The sequence below is a fragment of the Sphingomonas sp. TREG-RG-20F-R18-01 genome (genome assembly GCF_022662475.1).
In the GTDB taxonomy this organism is placed as follows: domain Bacteria; phylum Pseudomonadota; class Alphaproteobacteria; order Sphingomonadales; family Sphingomonadaceae; genus Sphingomonas.
In genome coordinates this window covers 198244-212823 of record NZ_JAKNQQ010000005.1, presented here as the reverse complement: position 1 = coordinate 212823, position 14580 = coordinate 198244, and the positions used below count along the sequence as shown (strand labels likewise).

The following is a 14580-nucleotide window of genomic DNA, read 5'->3' as shown; positions in this document are numbered from 1 at the left end:
GGTTATGTGCGTTCAATCCATAAGCGGGCAAATCGTGCCGCGCATCTGCAAAAGGGCCTGCATGTCGCAATCCAGCCGTATCCTGTTGTCGCTTGTCGCGGGGCTTGCCGTCGGCATTGCGCTGGCGGGCTGGGCCCCGGGGGCGGTGCCGGTGACGGTCGAGATCGCCGGGCCGATCGGGACCGCATGGCTGAACGCCTTGCAGATGACCGTGCTGCCGCTGGTATTCTCGCTGCTCGTCACCGGGATCGCCGCCACGGCCGAGGCGGCGCGCAGCGGCGCGGTCGCGGCGCGGTCGATCGGTATCATCCTCGCGGTGATGGTGTTCAGCGCGGTGATGGCGGCGATCCTGACCCCGCTGTTTCTCCATCTCGTCCCGATGCCCGCCGCATCCGGGACCGCGCTGCGCGCCGCGCTGGCCGGGGCGGCCCCCGCCGGGCCGGTCCCGCCGATCGGGGAATTCCTCGCCGGCATGGTGCCGAGCAACGTCGTCGCGGCGGCGGCGAACGGCGGGTTCCTGTCGCTGATCCTGTTCGCGCTGGTGTTCGCCTTCGCGCTCGCGCGGATCGCGCCGGAACAGCGCGCGCTGCTGACCGGCTTCTTCGCGGCGATCCGCGACACGATGCTGGTGGTGATCGGCTGGATCATCTGGATCGCGCCGATCGGCGTGTTCGCGCTCGCGGTGACGGTGGCGGCCAAGACCGGGACCGCCGCGGTCGGCGCGCTGCTGCATTACATCGTGACGGTGTCGAGCGTCGGCGTGATCGTCTCGCTGTTCGCCTTCCCGCTCGCGGTGCTAGGCGGACGAATCGCGCTCGTGCGCTTTGCCCGGGGGGCGGCGCCGGTGCTGGCGGTGGCGATGAGCACGCAGTCCTCGCTTGCCAGTCTGCCGGCGATGCTGCGCAGTTCGGAGGAGATGGGCGTGCCCGTCGCGACCTCGGGCGTGGTCCTGCCGATCGCGGTGGCGATGCTCCGCGCGACCGGGCCGGCCATGAACCTGGCGGTCGCGATCTACGTCGCCACCTGGTTCAACGTGCCGATGAGCTTCGCGACGCTGGCCGCGGGAACCGCGGTCGCCGTGCTGACCTCACTCGGGTCGGTCAGCCTGCCCGGGCAGATCAGCTTCATCGGGGCGATCTCGCCGATCGCGGTGACCCTGGGGGTGCCGGTCGCGCCGCTCGGGTTGCTGGTCGCGGTCGAGACGATCCCGGACATCTTCCGCACGATGGGGAATGTCGTCATGGATCTGGCGGTGACGCTCACCGTCTCCGCGCGCAGCGTCCCGGTCGCGACAGACAGCGCGGATGCGCTGCTGCACGAGGGGGCGGGTTAAGCGGCCAGGGACCATTTTGCTGAGGTCCATTCCCCCCGTTCGGGCTGAGCGAAGTCGAAGCCTCGCTCGCGCCATGGGCCTCGGCTCGGTTTGCAAGGGCCCTTCGACTGCGCTCAGGGTGAACGGCTGGGGAGTAGTCGCGTTTCCGATCGCCCCGTCCGGGCCAACGGGCCGAAGGTGACCGTTCAGACGGACTTTAGCGATACACCCAGTGCCACACCCCCGCCGCGATCCCCGCGAGCGGCAGATGCGCCCAGGTCGCCACCAGCCAGATCACCACGCCACCCGCGATGTCGTGCGGGCGAAAGCCGCCGAACCGCGCCCGCCGCTGCGCGATCGCGACGAACGGCCAGTAGCTCGTCTTGCGTTCCCAGTCGCGCCACAGCGCGGGCTGGAGCGATTCCTTCTTGCGGTCCTGCAGCGCCGCCCCGACCAGCGACAGCACGATGATCGCGACCGCGACGATGATGTTCGCAGCGATCGGATAGACCGCGATGTGGCAAAGCCCCCACAAGGCGAACGCCCACAGCATCGGATGCCGCGTGACCGCGAACACGCCGCGCGCGGACGTGGGTGCGGCAGTGGCGGGGTTGCCGGGGAGCGCGGGATTCCCGAGCAGCGACCCCATCAGCAGGATGCTCGCGACCAGCATGACGAGCGTGACCGGGCCCCAGATTCCTTCGCCCACCGCCCAGAGGGGGGCGGTGGCGGGAGCGGTCTGATAGCTGTGCGCGAGCCAGCCGAGCGTCGCGAAGGCAACGAGCGAATAGATTCCGAGGAACCCGTTCGCGCCGACCGCGCGCACGATCGGCGCGCGCAGCGGATGCGACAGCAGGAAGTGCGAGCCGACGAACGCCGCCGCGCTCGCGAGAACCATGTACGTGCCGTCCATCCCGTCATCCCCCGCTTATTTGACCCCGTGCATCCACTTCTTGAGCGGCCACGACAGGACCAGCAGGATCACCCCTAGCACAATCGCGACCTCGGCGATCGTGGTGAAGGTGCCCGTATAGGTGTCGAGGCTGACCTTGAGGTTGGTGACCTGCCCGCCAACCGTGTCGACGCTGGCGAACTGCGCGACTATCCCGGCGACATATTGCGCGCAGCTGATCGACAGGAACCACACGCCCATCATCAGCCCGACGATCCGCGCGATCGACAGCTTGGTGATCATCGACAGCCCGACCGGCGAGATGCACAATTCCGCGAGCGAGTGGATCAGGTACAGCCCCGCAAGCCACCAGATCCCGACCTGGAACCCCGGCCCGGCAAAGCCCGCGCCGAGCACCAGGAACAGGAAGCCCGCCCCCACGCCGATCAGCGCGATCCCGAACTTGACCGGGATCGACGGCTCCAGCCCGCGCTTGGCGAGGCCAGTCCACAAAATGCTCATGATCGGCGCGAGCGTCACGATGAAGAAGGCGTTGAAGAACTGCGTCTGCGGCGCGGAGATCGCGAAATCGCCGAACAGCCGCAGGTCGGTGTTGCGATCCGCGAACAGCGTCAGCGACGAGCCCGCCTGTTCGAACAGCGTCCAGAACACGACGTTGAAGACGATCAGCACCATGGCCGCGAGCATCATCTGGAACTCGCGCTTGTCACCGATCACGAACGACCAGATCAGGATGCCCGGGATCGCGACGAGGAACGTGCCGAACAGCAGCTTGCCCATCAGCGACAGCGACGCGAGATAGCCGACGAAGCCCGACCCCGGCACCGGCGGCACCGAGTTCATCAGGTTGACGAACAGGAAGTACAGCACCGGCACCGCGACCAGCGCACCGAGGAAGATCGGGATCGTCCGGTCCGGCCCGCTGCGGACCGGAGGTTCGCCATAGCCGTTGAGCTTGCCGCCATCGAATTGGATCAGCGTGAACGAGATCAGCATGCCGATCGCGGCGAGGCCGAAGCCTGCCCACCAGCCGATCGTCTCGGCGAGGATCGGGCACAGGATCTGCGACCCGAGCGACCCGAGGTTGATCCCCATGTAGAAGATCGTGAAGCCGGAATCGCGGCGTCGGTCGTCCTTCGCGTAGAGTTCGCCGACCATGGTCGAGATGTTGGGCTTGAAGAAGCCGTTGCCGACCGAGACGAGGCTGAGCGCGATCAGCATGATCGTGACGAACAGCGGGCTGCGCTCGGCATCCGACTTGAAGCCGTCCTTGGCGATCGTCCGGGCGGTGGTGCCATCGGGGGCGAGCAGCGAGACGGTGCCGTCGTCATTGCCCTTCACCTGCAGGCGCTTGCCCTGATCGGTGATGAAGCGCTGTTCGGCTCCGGCCTTGGTCTCGACCGTGACGGTGTAGCGCTGCCCGTCGATCGTCGCGAACGGCACCGCGGTCTGCCCGCCGAAGCAGAGCGTGAAATAGCCGACCGCCATCATGATCGCGCCGAACTTCACCGAGCGCTTGGAGCCAAGATACTGGTCCGCCAGATACCCGCCGACCAGCGGGGTCAGATACACGAGTGCTGTGAACCCGCCGTAGAGGCCCGTCGCCGCGCGATCGCCGAACACGAAATGCTTGGTGAGATACAGCGTGAGCAGCGCGCGCATGCCGTAATAGCCGAAGCGCTCCCACATCTCGGTGGTGAACAGCCGCGCGAGCTGGCGCGGGTGGCCGAACCACGTCTCGCCCGCCGCCGGATTGACATGCGTGATATCCGGCTCGCGCGGGGTATCCGCGGTCGGGGTGTCCACCATGTACTAACTCCTGAAAATGTCGTGGCGCCGGCGAATGCGGCGCTATGGGTTGCGGGCAAGACTAACGCCAATCGCGGGTGTGTAAATATCCGCCGTGTCCCGCTAAAGGGCGATCCATGTTCAATGACCGCACAACCCCGCTCTCGCTCCTGGCCACGCGCCGCTCGGGCAAGCCGCGCGACCTCGTCGCGCCCGGGCCCGACGCCGCCGAACTCGAGACGATCCTGACGATCGCGGCGCGCACCCCCGATCACGGGAAACTGGCCCCCTGGCGCTTCGTCGTCGTCGCACCCGGGCAACGTGCCGCGCTCGCCGACGTGATCACCACCGCCTATCGCGCGGAACGCCCGCAGGCGGGGGCGACCGAGATCGCGGCGCTGGTGCAATTCGCCGAACAGGCTCCCACGCTGGTGGTGGTGCTGTCCGCCCCCCGCACCGAGAGCCATATTCCGCTGTGGGAGCAGGAACTTTCGGCGGGGGCGGCCTGCATGAACCTGCTGCACGCCGCGCATGCGCTGGGCTATGCGGGCGGGTGGCTGACCGGATGGCCGAGCTACTCGGCCGCGGTGCGCGATGCGTTCGGATCGGATCCTGAACGGATCGCCGGGTTCATGTTCCTGGGAACGCCGTCGAGGCAATTAGACGAGCGTCCGCGTCCCGATTTGGCAAACATTGTTACAAACTGGACACATTAAAAGACTGGACAGAATAGCAATGCGCTGTATTATATCAGCATGACAGCCTTGAACAGCGAAGACTCGCCCGTGTACATCAAGCTGCGCGGGACGATCTCGGCGGCGATCCTGCGCGGCCAGTTCCGTGCCGGGGATCAGCTGCCGTCCGTGCGGGCGCTCGCCGCCGAACATGGCGCCAATCCGCTGACCGTCGCCAAGGCCTATCAGAGCTTCCAGGACGACGGCTATGTCGAGGTCCGGCGCGGCGTCGGCATGTTCGTGCTGCCGGGCGCGGCGGAGAAACTGCGCGCGGCCGAACGCACGCATTTCCTCGAGACCAGCTGGCCGCGGATCGCGGCGCACATCGACTTGCTCGGGCTGGATGTTGCGGACCTGCTGGAGCGCGAGAAGGCGTAAACGCCGTCTCACGCAATGTACGCTTCCCCGGCGAAGACCGGGGCCCAGTCGAGAAACGATAGATTGCTGGCGGATGCGCGGAGTTACCGCCGCCACCTCGACTGGCCCCCGGCCTTCGCCGGGGAAGTAGTAAAGGAGGGAGCCCGAAACTCCCCGATCCGCTATCCCGCAACCACCCCGAGCGCGGCGACCTCTTCCGCCGACAGCGTAATTCCGAACATCATGCTCAGCCGCAGCCGGTAGACGCGCGGATCGGTGATCTCCGCGCGCGTCTCGTCGCTGCCGGCGCGCCGCTTGTATGTCGTATCGGTCAGCGAGGCGAAGCCGTTGGGCAGCACGATGCTGACGACTCCCGTGTGAAGGAACCGGCTGACCGGCGCGGTCGAGGTCCAATGGTTGCTGAGCGCGAGATCGGCGGCGAACACCGACCGTGTTTCGAAGCTGTACTGCGGCTGGAACCCGGTCCCCGACCCGCGCCCGTCGGTGGTCGCGAGATCGCCGTCGCGCAGCAGCATCCAGCCATGCTCGCCCGCCCGGTCGAGCCGGAACAGCGCGCCATCGGGGGCGGTCGCCTGTGCGCCGTCGATCAGCGGCATCGGCGGGGTGTAGCTGCCCCCGAACCCCGTATCGGCGATCCACTGTTCCTCGCCGATCGTCACCAGGCTGAACGTATGCGTCAGCGGCGGCACGTCGGTGGCGGCAATCCAGACCCGCGCCAGCAGGGGGCGCGCGTCGAACCCGAGCGCGAGCAGCGCATCGAGGAACAGCCGGTTATGCTCGAAACAATAGCCGCCGCGCCCCGCGGTGACGAGCTTGGCGAACACGCTCGCGCTGTCGATCGCGATCCCGCGACCGAGCAGCACGTCGAGATTCTCGAACGGAATCGCCAGCCGGTGCGCGCGTTGCAGCACGCCCAGCCCGAGGTGATCGACCGAAGGCCGCGCGGGGAGGTGGACGCGGGCGAAATAGGCGTCGAGGTCGAAGGCCGCGTCGCTCATGCGGCAAACGCCTCTGGCGCGATCGAATAGAGCACGCTCGCATCCGCCATCGCCGCGGCCTTGAGCCCCATCGCCTCGGGGACGATCTGCGCGACATAGAAGCGCGCGGCGGCGACCTTCATGGCGAGGAAGTCGCGGTCGCCCTCGGCGTCCGCCGCGATCCGGCCCTGCCGCTCCATCAGCCAGCCGCATACCGCGACCGACAGCATCGTCAGGAACGGGTAGCTCGCCGCGAGCTTGTCGTCCGCGTCGAGCGTGGCCAGGCGTCGCCCGACGTCGTCGCACGCGTCGATCAGCGTGTTAAGCCCGGCGTCCTGCGCCTCGGCGCGCATGTCCGCGATCAGGCGCGCGAAGACGCCGCCATTGTCCATCGCGAGCTTGCGCCCGACCAGATCGGCGGCCTGGATCCCGTTGGTGCCCTCGTAGATCGGGGTGATGCGCGCGTCGCGGAAGAACTGCGCCGCGCCGGTTTCCTCGACATAGCCCATCCCGCCGTGGATCTGGATGCCGAGGCTCGCGACTTCGTTGCCGAGATCGGTGCCATGCGCCTTCGCCAGCGGTGTCAGGATATCGAGCCGCTCCTGCCCGCCCGCTTCGCCGAGCGTCGCGCGGTCGACCTGCGACGCGGCGTAATAGACGAGCGCACGCGCCGCCTGCGTTTGCGCCTTCATGCGGAGCAGCATGCGGCGGACGTCGGGATGCTCGACGATGCGGACGGGCGTGGCATCGCCCGAACCGGCACGCGCCGACTGGACGCGGTCGAGCGCGTAGCCGACCGCCGCCTGCGTCGCCGCCTCGGCAACCTGGACGCCCTGGAGGCCGACGTTGAGGCGCGCGTTGTTCATCATCGTGAACATCGCGCGGATGCCGCCGAATTCCGCGCCGATCAGCTCGCCGACGCAATCGTCCTGGTCGCCGAAGCTCAGGACGCAGGTCGGGGAGGCGTGGAGGCCCATCTTGTGCTCGATCGACACGACGCGGACGTCGTTGAATTCGTCCGGCTTTCCGTCCGCATCGAGGCGGAATTTGGGGACGAGGAACAGCGAGATCCCCTTGGTTCCGGCGGGCGCGCCGGGGGTGCGCGCGAGGACGAGGTGGACGATGTTGGGCGCCATGTCGTGGTCGCCGAACGAGATGTAGATCTTGGTGCCCTTGATCAGGAACGTGCCGTCGCCGCGCGGGGTTGCGGTGGTGCGCAAAGCGCCGACGTCCGATCCGGCCTGCGGTTCGGTCAGGTTCATCGTGCCGGTCCACTCGCCGGTCGCGAGATGCGGGAGGTACAACGCCTGCTGCTCAGGGCTGCCGTGATGCGCGAGCGCCTCGATCGCGCCGACCGTCAGCGTGGGGGCGAGCGCGAAGCCCATGTTCGCCGCCCCCAGCGTATCGAGCACCGCGGTCTGGATCGCGAAGGGCAGCCCCTGTCCGCCGAATTCCTCAGGCACGCCGATCGTGCCCCAGCCGCCCTCGACGTAATCGTGATACGCCTTGATGAAGCCGGCGGGCATGACGACGCCCTCGGGAGTCCATTTCGCGCCGACCGTGTCGCCGGTGCGGAGCAATGGCGCCCATTCGCCGACCGCCAATTGCCCGACGCCGTCGAGCACCGCATCGACGACGTCGTCGCTGGCGGCGGCGAAGCGGTCGGTCGCGGCGAGATCGGCAATCCCGACGATATGGTCGAGTACGAAGCGCTGGTCGGCGGTGGCTGGAGTGAACACGGGTTACATCCTCTTATCGCACGGGGTCGGCCGGGCTATAGCGCCGCATGATGACTGCGCCAAACCCGCCGATGCCGACGCGCACCTTACCCTACGGCGCCGCAGCGATCGCCGAGGCCGCCGCGCTGATTCGCAGCGGGCAGCCGGTCGCGATCCCGAGCGAGACGGTCTACGGGCTCGCCGCCGACGCGACCGATTCGGCGGCGGTCGCGCGAATCTACGCGGCCAAGGGACGGCCGAGCTTCAATCCGCTGATCGTCCACGTGCTCGATCTGGCGGCGGCGGAGCGGATCGCGCGGTTCGACGCGACCGCGCGCGCGCTGGCCGAGGCGTTCTGGCCGGGGCCGTTGACGCTGGTCCTGCCGGTGCGCGTCGACGCGGGGATCGCGTCGCTGGTGACGGCGGGGCTGGATACGATCGCGATCCGGGTACCCGCGCACCGCGCGATGCGCGCGCTGATCGCGGCGGCGGGGGTGCCGCTCGCCGCGCCGTCGGCCAATGCGAGCGGGGCGATCAGCCCGACACGCGCGGCGCATGTCGTGGCGTCGCTCGGCGGGCGGATCGCGCTGGTGGTGGATGACGGCGCGACCGCGGCGGGGGTGGAGTCGACGATCGTGGCGGGGCTGGAGGTGTTGCGACCGGGGCCGATCACGGCGGAGGATCTCGCGCGGTTCAGGGGGGATTCCGCCATACCCCCTCTGCGCTTCCCCGGCGAAGGCCGGGGCCCAGGAGAGGGCGATCTGCAAGCGAGTGCTGCGCTCTCTTCCGCGCTTCTCGCTACTGGGCCCCGGCCTTCGCCGGGGAAGCAAGGAAAAGAACGCGAGGCGGCAATCATCACCGCACCGGGCCAGCTCGCCAGTCATTACGCGCCCACCAAGCCGCTCCGCTTGAACGCGACCGAGGCGGAGGCTGACGAATATCTCATCGGGTTCGGCGCGATTGGCGGCGACACGTCGCTATCGGCGCGCGGCGATTTGACCGAGGCGGCTGCGAATCTGTTCGATGCGTTGCACCTTGCCGATGGTTCTGCCCGTGCGCGGATCGCGATCGCTGCGATCCCGCTGGACGGGATCGGCACGGCGATCAACGATCGCCTGCGTCGCGCGGCGCATAGGGACTAGCCAGCGCCGGTCGCAGGCCAGTTTCGAAAAGCGCCAGACGACACCCCGCCGCGCCTCCCCGGCGAAGGCCGGGGCCCAGCAGAGGGCGATCTGCAAGCTGGGGTCGGGGCTCGCTTCCAGCCGGCTCGCTCTTGGGCCCCGGCCTTCGCGAAACCTCGGCAAAAGTTGGTCTGCCGACCGGTCCTTTGCTGTTTTCCCGCGAAAGCGGGAATCCAGGGCGAGCAAAACAACAGCTTACAGTTTTCGCGACTCCTGGACTCCCGCCTTCGCGGGAGAACAGCTGTGGTTTCGCAGGGGACTCGCCTTCGCCGGGGAAGCGACGTGGAGACGGACGGGAACCGTCAGCCCCCGCCCGCACCCAGCGTTACGCCGAGACCGTCTTCGACCGCTCGGCAAAGCTCTTGCGGAGCTTCGCCAGCTTGGGCGGGATCACCGCCATGCAATACGGATTGCGCTGCCCTTCGCTGTCCCAATAATCCTGGTGATAGTCCTCCGCTTCATACCACTCCGTCAGCGGTTCGATCGTCGTCACGATCGGCGCGGGCCAGTCTTTTGCCGCTCGCTGCATCGCCGCACGCGCTTCTTCCGCCTGCTCGTCCGAATGCGGGAAGATCGCCGAGCGATATTGCGTGCCGACGTCGTTGCCCTGGCGGTTGAGCGTCGTCGGGTCGTGCGTGGCGAAGAACATGTCGAGGATGTCGCCATAGCGCACCTGGTCGCTGTCGAAGGTGACGCGGATCGCCTCGGCGTGGCCGGTGTCGCCACCGCAGACCTGCTTGTAGGTCGGGTTGGGGACGCTGCCGCCGATATACCCGCTCTCGACGCTTTCGACTCCGATGACGTCCTTGAACACCGCTTCGGTGCACCAGAAACATCCGCCTGCCAGCGTTGCGACTTCGCTTGCCATGATACGCTCCTTGTTTAGGGCTCTAAGATAGGTACGGCGCAGGACGACAAAAGGGGACGGCTATGCTCGACGGTTCGGTGCTCGTTACAGGTGGCGCAGGCTATATCGGAAGCCACGCGGTGCTCGCGTTGCTCGATGCCGGGCATAGCGTCGTCGTGTACGACAATCTGACGACCGGGTTCGACTGGCTGGTCGACCCGCGCGCGACGCTGGTGACCGGCGAGATCGAGGACGATGCACTGGTCCGCGCGACGATGCGGCACCATGGCGTCCGCGCGGTGATGCATTTCGCAGGCTCGATCATCGTCCCCGAATCGGTCAGCAATCCGCTCAAATATTACCGCAACAACACGGTCGCGAGCCGCGCGCTGATCGAGAGTGCGGTCGTGTCCGGCGTGAAGCACTTCATCTTCTCGTCGACCGCCGCGACCTATGGCACGCCCGAGCGCGTGCCGGTCGCCGAGGGTGACCCGACCGTGCCGATCAACCCGTACGGCACGTCCAAGCTGATGACCGAGGCGATGCTGCGCGATGTCGCGGCCGCGCATCCGATGAACTATGCGGCGCTGCGCTATTTCAACGTGGCGGGCGCGGATCCGGCCGGGCGGAGCGGGCAGTCGACCGTCGGCGCGACGCATCTCATCAAGATCGCGGTCGAGGCGGCGCTCGGCAAGCGCGCGACGGTCGGGGTCTATGGCACCGATTACGCCACGCCCGATGGCACCGGGGTGCGCGACTACATCCATGTCAGCGATCTCGCGGCGGCGCATGTCGCGGCCCTCGACGTGCTGGTGGCCGAGCCGACCCGCAGCCACACGCTCAACGCGGGCTATGGCAAGGGGTTCTCGGTGCTCGAGGTGCTCGACGCGGTCGACCGGGTGACCAACCGCAAGCTCGAGCGCGTGGTCGAGGGCCGGCGCGCGGGCGATGCCGGGGAACTCGTCGCGGACAATCGCGCGATCCTCGCGACGCTCGACTGGACGCCGCAGCGCGCGGACCTGGACCTGATCGTCCGCGATGCGCTCGCATGGGAGCGCAAGCTGAGCGAACGCGAGTAGCGCCGCCCCGCTGTGGCTTCGGCGCCGCACAGGGGAGGGGCGCGGTCCGGCGCCCCCGGCATCGGGGATGACACGGCCGATCGACGACGGTACACCGCGCCATGCTTGAAATGCGCCCCGACTGCGAACGCTGCGGCACCGATCTTCCCGCCGACGAGGCCGGCGCGTTCATCTGTTCGTTCGAATGTACCTTCTGCGCGCCCTGCGCCGAGGCGCTCGACGACCGTTGCCCCAATTGTGGCGGCGAACTGATGGATCGCCCCGCGCGCGTCGACGAAGCGCTCGCGCGGCATCCGGCGGGCACGGTGCGCTATCATCGCGCGGCCGCCCCACGCGGGCGGGGCTAATGCGGCGGCGGTCCGTCGCCGGTGGCGCGGGACTGTCCTACACCCCCGGTTTCGTGCCAGACTGACCAGACCATGCAACGCATCCCCGAACCTTTCCGCGCCCGGCCGAATTGTCTTCGACGAACCCCGGCGGCGCGGTTTTTGCGGGCGGTTTCGCCTGACTTTCCCCTAACCTTCCGCGCATGACGCCGCGCATCCTTGTCATCGCGGGGTCGGATTCGGGCGGCGGCGCGGGCATCCAGGCGGATATCAAGACCGTCACGATGCTCGGCGGCCATGCGATGACCGCGATCACCGCGATCACCGCGCAGAATACGCGCGGCGTCCAGTCGATGATGCCGGTGCCGACCGCGATGGTGGTCGCCCAGATCGAGGCGTGCCTGTCCGACATCGGCGCCGATGCGGTCAAGATCGGGATGATCGGCTCGGCCGAGACCGCGCACGCCGTCGCCGACCGGCTCGCGGCGCTCGACGTGCCGATCGTGTTCGATCCGGTCATGGTCGCGACCAGCGGCGCGATGCTCGCCGACCCGGCGACGATCGCGGCGTTCGCCCGGCTCATGCGGATCGCGACGCTGACCACGCCCAATCTCCCCGAACTGGCGGTGTTGCTGGCGGCGGCACCGGGGGGTTCGGCCGGGGGCGGTTCGGCCGGGGGCGGGGCGGAAGCGTTGGCCCGGACGTTCGGGACGACGCTGCTCGCCAAGGGGGGGCACGGCGAAGGCCCGGACGTGATCGACCGGCTGGTCGGCCCCGAAGGCGAAATCGCACGCTGGTCCGCCCCGCGGATCGATACCACCAGCGCGCATGGCACCGGCTGCACGCTGGCCTCCGCGATCGCGACGTTGCTGGCGCAGGGGCGTGGCCTGTCGGCTGCGGTGGCGGGGGCCCGGACGTTCGTACGGCTGGCGTTGCGGGGCGCGCCGGGCCTGGGCGGGGGGCATGGCCCGATGGGGCAACAATCGGTCCGGCTCGATCTCGGCGCGGACGGGCGGCTCAACCAGATCACGCTCGGCAGCACCGACCCTGCCGCCTCGCGTGATTTCTACCGCGCGCTCGGCCTGCGCCAGATCGTCGAGCGCGCGGATCATTATGCGCGGTTCGAGACGCCGGGTGGCGCGACGCTGTCGATCGAACAGGGGGCTCGCCCGACGGTGTTCCTCGAATGCGACGATCTCGATGCCACCGTCGCCCGGCTGGAGGCGGACGGCATGGTGTTCGACCAGCCGCCGACCGACCGGCCGTGGCTGTGGCGCGAGGCGCGGCTGCGCGATCCCGCCGGCAATACCGTCTGCCTCTACCATGCTGGCGAGAACCGGCGCTTTCCGCCATGGCGGTTGCCCGATGCCTAGTCTCAAACACGAAAAGCTCTGTCTCGCGCCCGTTGCGGGGGTGGACGAAGCGGGCCGCGGTCCGCTTGCCGGCCCGGTCGTCGCCGCCGCGGTAATCCTGCCGGCCAAGGGCATACCGCGCGGGATCAACGATTCGAAGAAGCTCTCCGCCGCCGAGCGGTTGCGACTGCATGACCGGCTGCAAGACTGCGCGACCGTGGGGATCGGGATCGTCGAGGCCGACGAGATCGACGTGCTCAACATCTACTGGGCGACGATGAAGGCGATGACGCTCGCGGTCGAGGCATTGGGCGTCGCGCCGGGTCATGTGCTGGTCGACGGCAACCGTTTGCCACGCTGGACGCACGCTGCCACCCCGCTGGTCTCGGGGGACGCGATCAGCACGTCGATTGCGGCTGCGTCGATCGTCGCCAAGCACACCCGCGACACGATCATGCTCGCCCATGCCGAATCGCATCCGCACTACGGATGGGCCTCGAACAAGGGCTATGGCTGCGCCGCGCATCTGGCGGCTTTGCGCGAACATGGGCCGACCCCGCTCCACCGGAGAAGTTTTCGGCCGGTCGCGGATGCGTATCTTCTGCTCTGAGTCTTTTGCGTCACACACCATCGCTTGAGTCCGCCGATCGATGCGGACTCAACATCTAGAGAGCTTCCGGAAATGTTCCGCATGGCTAACGAATCGCCCGCGAATCTGGTTAACGCATCGCCCCTTGACGGGAGTCCCCAGATTCGCAGGGATGCGCGCGACAGCGAACAGGGGCGGCAATGATGGGCGTTTTGGAAAAGATCAAAGCCGGAGGCACGGCCACGCTCGCGCCGATGGCGGAGCTTCCGCTCGACCAGATCCTGCGCTCGGACTGCATCGCGGCGATGCGCGCGCTCCCGGCCAAGTCGGTCGACATGATCTTCGCCGACCCCCCCTACAACCTCCAGCTCGGCGGCGATCTCGCGCGGCCCGACGGCAGCCATGTCGACGCGGTGACCGACGCCTGGGACAAGTTCGACAGCCTCGACGCCTATGATGCCTTCACGCGCGCGTGGCTGGCGGAGGCCAAGCGGATTTTGAAGGACAATGGCGCGATCTGGGTGATCGGCAGCTATCACAACATCTTCAAGGTCGGCGCCGCGATCCAGGATCTCGGCTACTGGATCCTCAACGACATCGTCTGGCGCAAGTCGAACCCGATGCCCAATTTCAAGGGCACGCGCTTCACCAACGCGCACGAGACGCTGATCTGGGCGTCGATGGGCGAGAAGGCGCGCTACACCTTCAATTATCGCAGCATGAAGACGCTCAACGACGAGCTCCAGATGCGCAGCGACTGGGAATTTCCGGTGTGCGGCGGACCCGAGCGGTTGAAAAAGGACGGGATCAAGGTCCATCCGACGCAGAAGCCCGAGGCGTTGCTGTACCGCATCCTGCTGGCGTGCACCAAGCCGGGTGACGTGGTGCTCGACCCGTTCTTCGGTACCGGCACGACCGGTGCGGTCGCCAAGCGGCTCGGCCGGCGGTGGATCGGGATCGAGCGCGAGCCCGATTACATCGCCGCCGCCGAGGAGCGGATCGCCGCCGCGCTGCCGCTCGACGAGAGCCTGCTCAAGACGATGCAGAGCCCCAAGGCCGCGCCCAAGGTCGCGTTCGGGGTGCTGGTCGAGAACGGGTTCCTGACGCCGGGCCGCGTCGTCGTCGACGCCAAGCGCAAGCACCGTGCGCTGGTCCGCGCCGACGGCAGCCTCGAGAGCCTGTGCGGCGCGACCGGATCGATCCACAAGCTCGGCGCGACGCTGCAGAACGCGCCGTCGTGCAACGGCTGGACCTATTGGCATTTCGAGACGGGCGAGGGGCTCAAGCCGATCGATTCGCTGCGGCAGGAATATCTGCTCGCGACCCAGCCCTGAGGGCCGCTCTGTCCGTTCGGTTCGAGCGAAGTCGAGAAACGAACGGATGAGT

14 protein-coding genes are annotated in these 14580 nt (G+C 68.0%); 9 read left to right on the top strand and 5 right to left on the bottom strand.

Annotation, left to right across the window (positions count from 1 at the left end; genetic code table 11):
* The first annotated feature begins 61 nt into the window (after positions 1–61).
* On the top strand, positions 62–1333 hold the full coding sequence (locus L8K25_RS15025; protein ID WP_242139794.1) for a cation:dicarboxylase symporter family transporter: 1272 nt from the start codon (positions 62–64) through the stop codon (positions 1331–1333).
* Positions 1334–1529: 196 nt separating this feature from the next.
* On the opposite strand, the gene L8K25_RS15020 is transcribed toward L8K25_RS15025, so the two are convergent.
* Together L8K25_RS15020 and L8K25_RS15015 are read right to left on the bottom strand one after the other, a co-directional pair.
* Positions 1530–2225 carry an NnrU family protein gene (locus tag L8K25_RS15020; protein WP_242139793.1) on the bottom strand — a complete coding sequence of 232 codons (696 nt, stop codon included), beginning with the start codon at positions 2223–2225 and terminating at the stop codon, positions 1530–1532.
* Positions 2226–2240: 15 nt separating this feature from the next.
* Positions 2241–4034: a peptide MFS transporter gene (locus L8K25_RS15015; protein WP_242139792.1), complete on the bottom strand. Its 1794-nt coding sequence runs from the start codon at positions 4032–4034 to the stop codon at positions 2241–2243.
* Between the two features lie 116 nt (positions 4035–4150).
* On the opposite strand from L8K25_RS15015, the gene L8K25_RS15010 reads away from it, so the two are divergent.
* Positions 4151–4729, top strand: coding sequence for a nitroreductase (locus L8K25_RS15010; protein WP_242139791.1), 579 nt, complete (start codon positions 4151–4153; stop codon positions 4727–4729).
* Positions 4730–4768: 39 nt separating this feature from the next.
* Positions 4769–5125: a GntR family transcriptional regulator gene (locus tag L8K25_RS15005; protein ID WP_242139790.1), complete on the top strand. Its 357-nt coding sequence runs from the start codon at positions 4769–4771 to the stop codon at positions 5123–5125.
* Positions 5126–5286: 161 nt separating this feature from the next.
* Here the strand turns inward: L8K25_RS15005 and L8K25_RS15000 are convergent, their stop codons facing one another.
* Both L8K25_RS15000 and L8K25_RS14995 read right to left on the bottom strand, forming a co-directional pair.
* On the bottom strand, positions 5287–6123 hold the full coding sequence (locus L8K25_RS15000) for an arylamine N-acetyltransferase (RefSeq protein ID WP_242139789.1): 837 nt from the start codon (positions 6121–6123) through the stop codon (positions 5287–5289).
* Positions 6120–7841, bottom strand: a complete 1722-nt coding sequence (locus L8K25_RS14995; RefSeq protein WP_242139788.1) for an acyl-CoA dehydrogenase — start codon at positions 7839–7841, stop codon at positions 6120–6122. Before L8K25_RS14995 ends, L8K25_RS15000 begins: the two co-directional genes overlap by 4 nt.
* A gap of 47 nt (positions 7842–7888) precedes the next feature.
* On the opposite strand from L8K25_RS14995, the gene L8K25_RS14990 reads away from it, so the two are divergent.
* Positions 7889–8962: an L-threonylcarbamoyladenylate synthase gene (locus L8K25_RS14990; RefSeq protein WP_242139787.1), complete on the top strand. Its 1074-nt coding sequence runs from the start codon at positions 7889–7891 to the stop codon at positions 8960–8962.
* A gap of 364 nt (positions 8963–9326) precedes the next feature.
* On the opposite strand, the gene msrA is transcribed toward L8K25_RS14990, so the two are convergent.
* Positions 9327–9869 carry a peptide-methionine (S)-S-oxide reductase MsrA gene (gene msrA / locus L8K25_RS14985; protein ID WP_242139786.1) on the bottom strand — a complete coding sequence of 181 codons (543 nt, stop codon included), beginning with the start codon at positions 9867–9869 and terminating at the stop codon, positions 9327–9329.
* 62 nt (positions 9870–9931) lie between these two features.
* On the opposite strand from msrA, the gene galE reads away from it, so the two are divergent.
* From galE to L8K25_RS14960, 5 genes are all read left to right on the top strand, one after another.
* On the top strand, positions 9932–10927 hold the full coding sequence (galE, locus tag L8K25_RS14980) for a UDP-glucose 4-epimerase GalE (protein ID WP_242139785.1): 996 nt from the start codon (positions 9932–9934) through the stop codon (positions 10925–10927).
* A 101-nt stretch (positions 10928–11028) separates the two neighbouring features.
* Positions 11029–11274 carry a DUF1272 domain-containing protein gene (locus L8K25_RS14975; protein ID WP_242139784.1) on the top strand — a complete coding sequence of 82 codons (246 nt, stop codon included), beginning with the start codon at positions 11029–11031 and terminating at the stop codon, positions 11272–11274.
* Between the two features lie 182 nt (positions 11275–11456).
* Positions 11457–12626: a bifunctional hydroxymethylpyrimidine kinase/phosphomethylpyrimidine kinase gene (thiD, locus tag L8K25_RS14970; RefSeq protein ID WP_242139783.1), complete on the top strand. Its 1170-nt coding sequence runs from the start codon at positions 11457–11459 to the stop codon at positions 12624–12626.
* Positions 12619–13215, top strand: coding sequence for a ribonuclease HII (locus tag L8K25_RS14965; RefSeq protein ID WP_242139782.1), 597 nt, complete (start codon positions 12619–12621; stop codon positions 13213–13215). The genes thiD and L8K25_RS14965 overlap by 8 nt, the downstream gene beginning before the upstream one ends.
* A gap of 182 nt (positions 13216–13397) precedes the next feature.
* Positions 13398–14528: a site-specific DNA-methyltransferase gene (locus tag L8K25_RS14960; protein WP_277923188.1), complete on the top strand. Its 1131-nt coding sequence runs from the start codon at positions 13398–13400 to the stop codon at positions 14526–14528.
* The last annotated feature ends 52 nt before the right edge of the window (positions 14529–14580 follow it).

What these genes read in the sequence shown, in the direction of transcription:
- L8K25_RS15005 (WP_242139790.1), top strand. Translation starts at nt 4,769, where the DNA reads ATGACAGCCTTGAACAGCGAAGACTCGCCCGTGTACATCAAGCTGCGC.
- L8K25_RS14975 (WP_242139784.1), top strand. Translation starts at nt 11,029, where the DNA reads ATGCTTGAAATGCGCCCCGACTGCGAACGCTGCGGCACCGATCTTCCC.
- L8K25_RS14990 (WP_242139787.1), top strand. Translation starts at nt 7,889, where the DNA reads ATGATGACTGCGCCAAACCCGCCGATGCCGACGCGCACCTTACCCTAC.
- L8K25_RS15015 (WP_242139792.1), bottom strand. Translation starts at nt 4,034, where the DNA reads ATGGTGGACACCCCGACCGCGGATACCCCGCGCGAGCCGGATATCACG.
- L8K25_RS15020 (WP_242139793.1), bottom strand. Translation starts at nt 2,225, where the DNA reads ATGGACGGCACGTACATGGTTCTCGCGAGCGCGGCGGCGTTCGTCGGC.
- L8K25_RS15010 (WP_242139791.1), top strand. Translation starts at nt 4,151, where the DNA reads ATGTTCAATGACCGCACAACCCCGCTCTCGCTCCTGGCCACGCGCCGC.
- thiD (WP_242139783.1), top strand. Translation starts at nt 11,457, where the DNA reads ATGACGCCGCGCATCCTTGTCATCGCGGGGTCGGATTCGGGCGGCGGC.
- L8K25_RS15000 (WP_242139789.1), bottom strand. Translation starts at nt 6,123, where the DNA reads ATGAGCGACGCGGCCTTCGACCTCGACGCCTATTTCGCCCGCGTCCAC.
- galE (WP_242139785.1), top strand. Translation starts at nt 9,932, where the DNA reads ATGCTCGACGGTTCGGTGCTCGTTACAGGTGGCGCAGGCTATATCGGA.
- msrA (WP_242139786.1), bottom strand. Translation starts at nt 9,869, where the DNA reads ATGGCAAGCGAAGTCGCAACGCTGGCAGGCGGATGTTTCTGGTGCACC.
- L8K25_RS15025 (WP_242139794.1), top strand. Translation starts at nt 62, where the DNA reads ATGTCGCAATCCAGCCGTATCCTGTTGTCGCTTGTCGCGGGGCTTGCC.
- L8K25_RS14965 (WP_242139782.1), top strand. Translation starts at nt 12,619, where the DNA reads ATGCCTAGTCTCAAACACGAAAAGCTCTGTCTCGCGCCCGTTGCGGGG.
- L8K25_RS14960 (WP_277923188.1), top strand. Translation starts at nt 13,398, where the DNA reads ATGGGCGTTTTGGAAAAGATCAAAGCCGGAGGCACGGCCACGCTCGCG.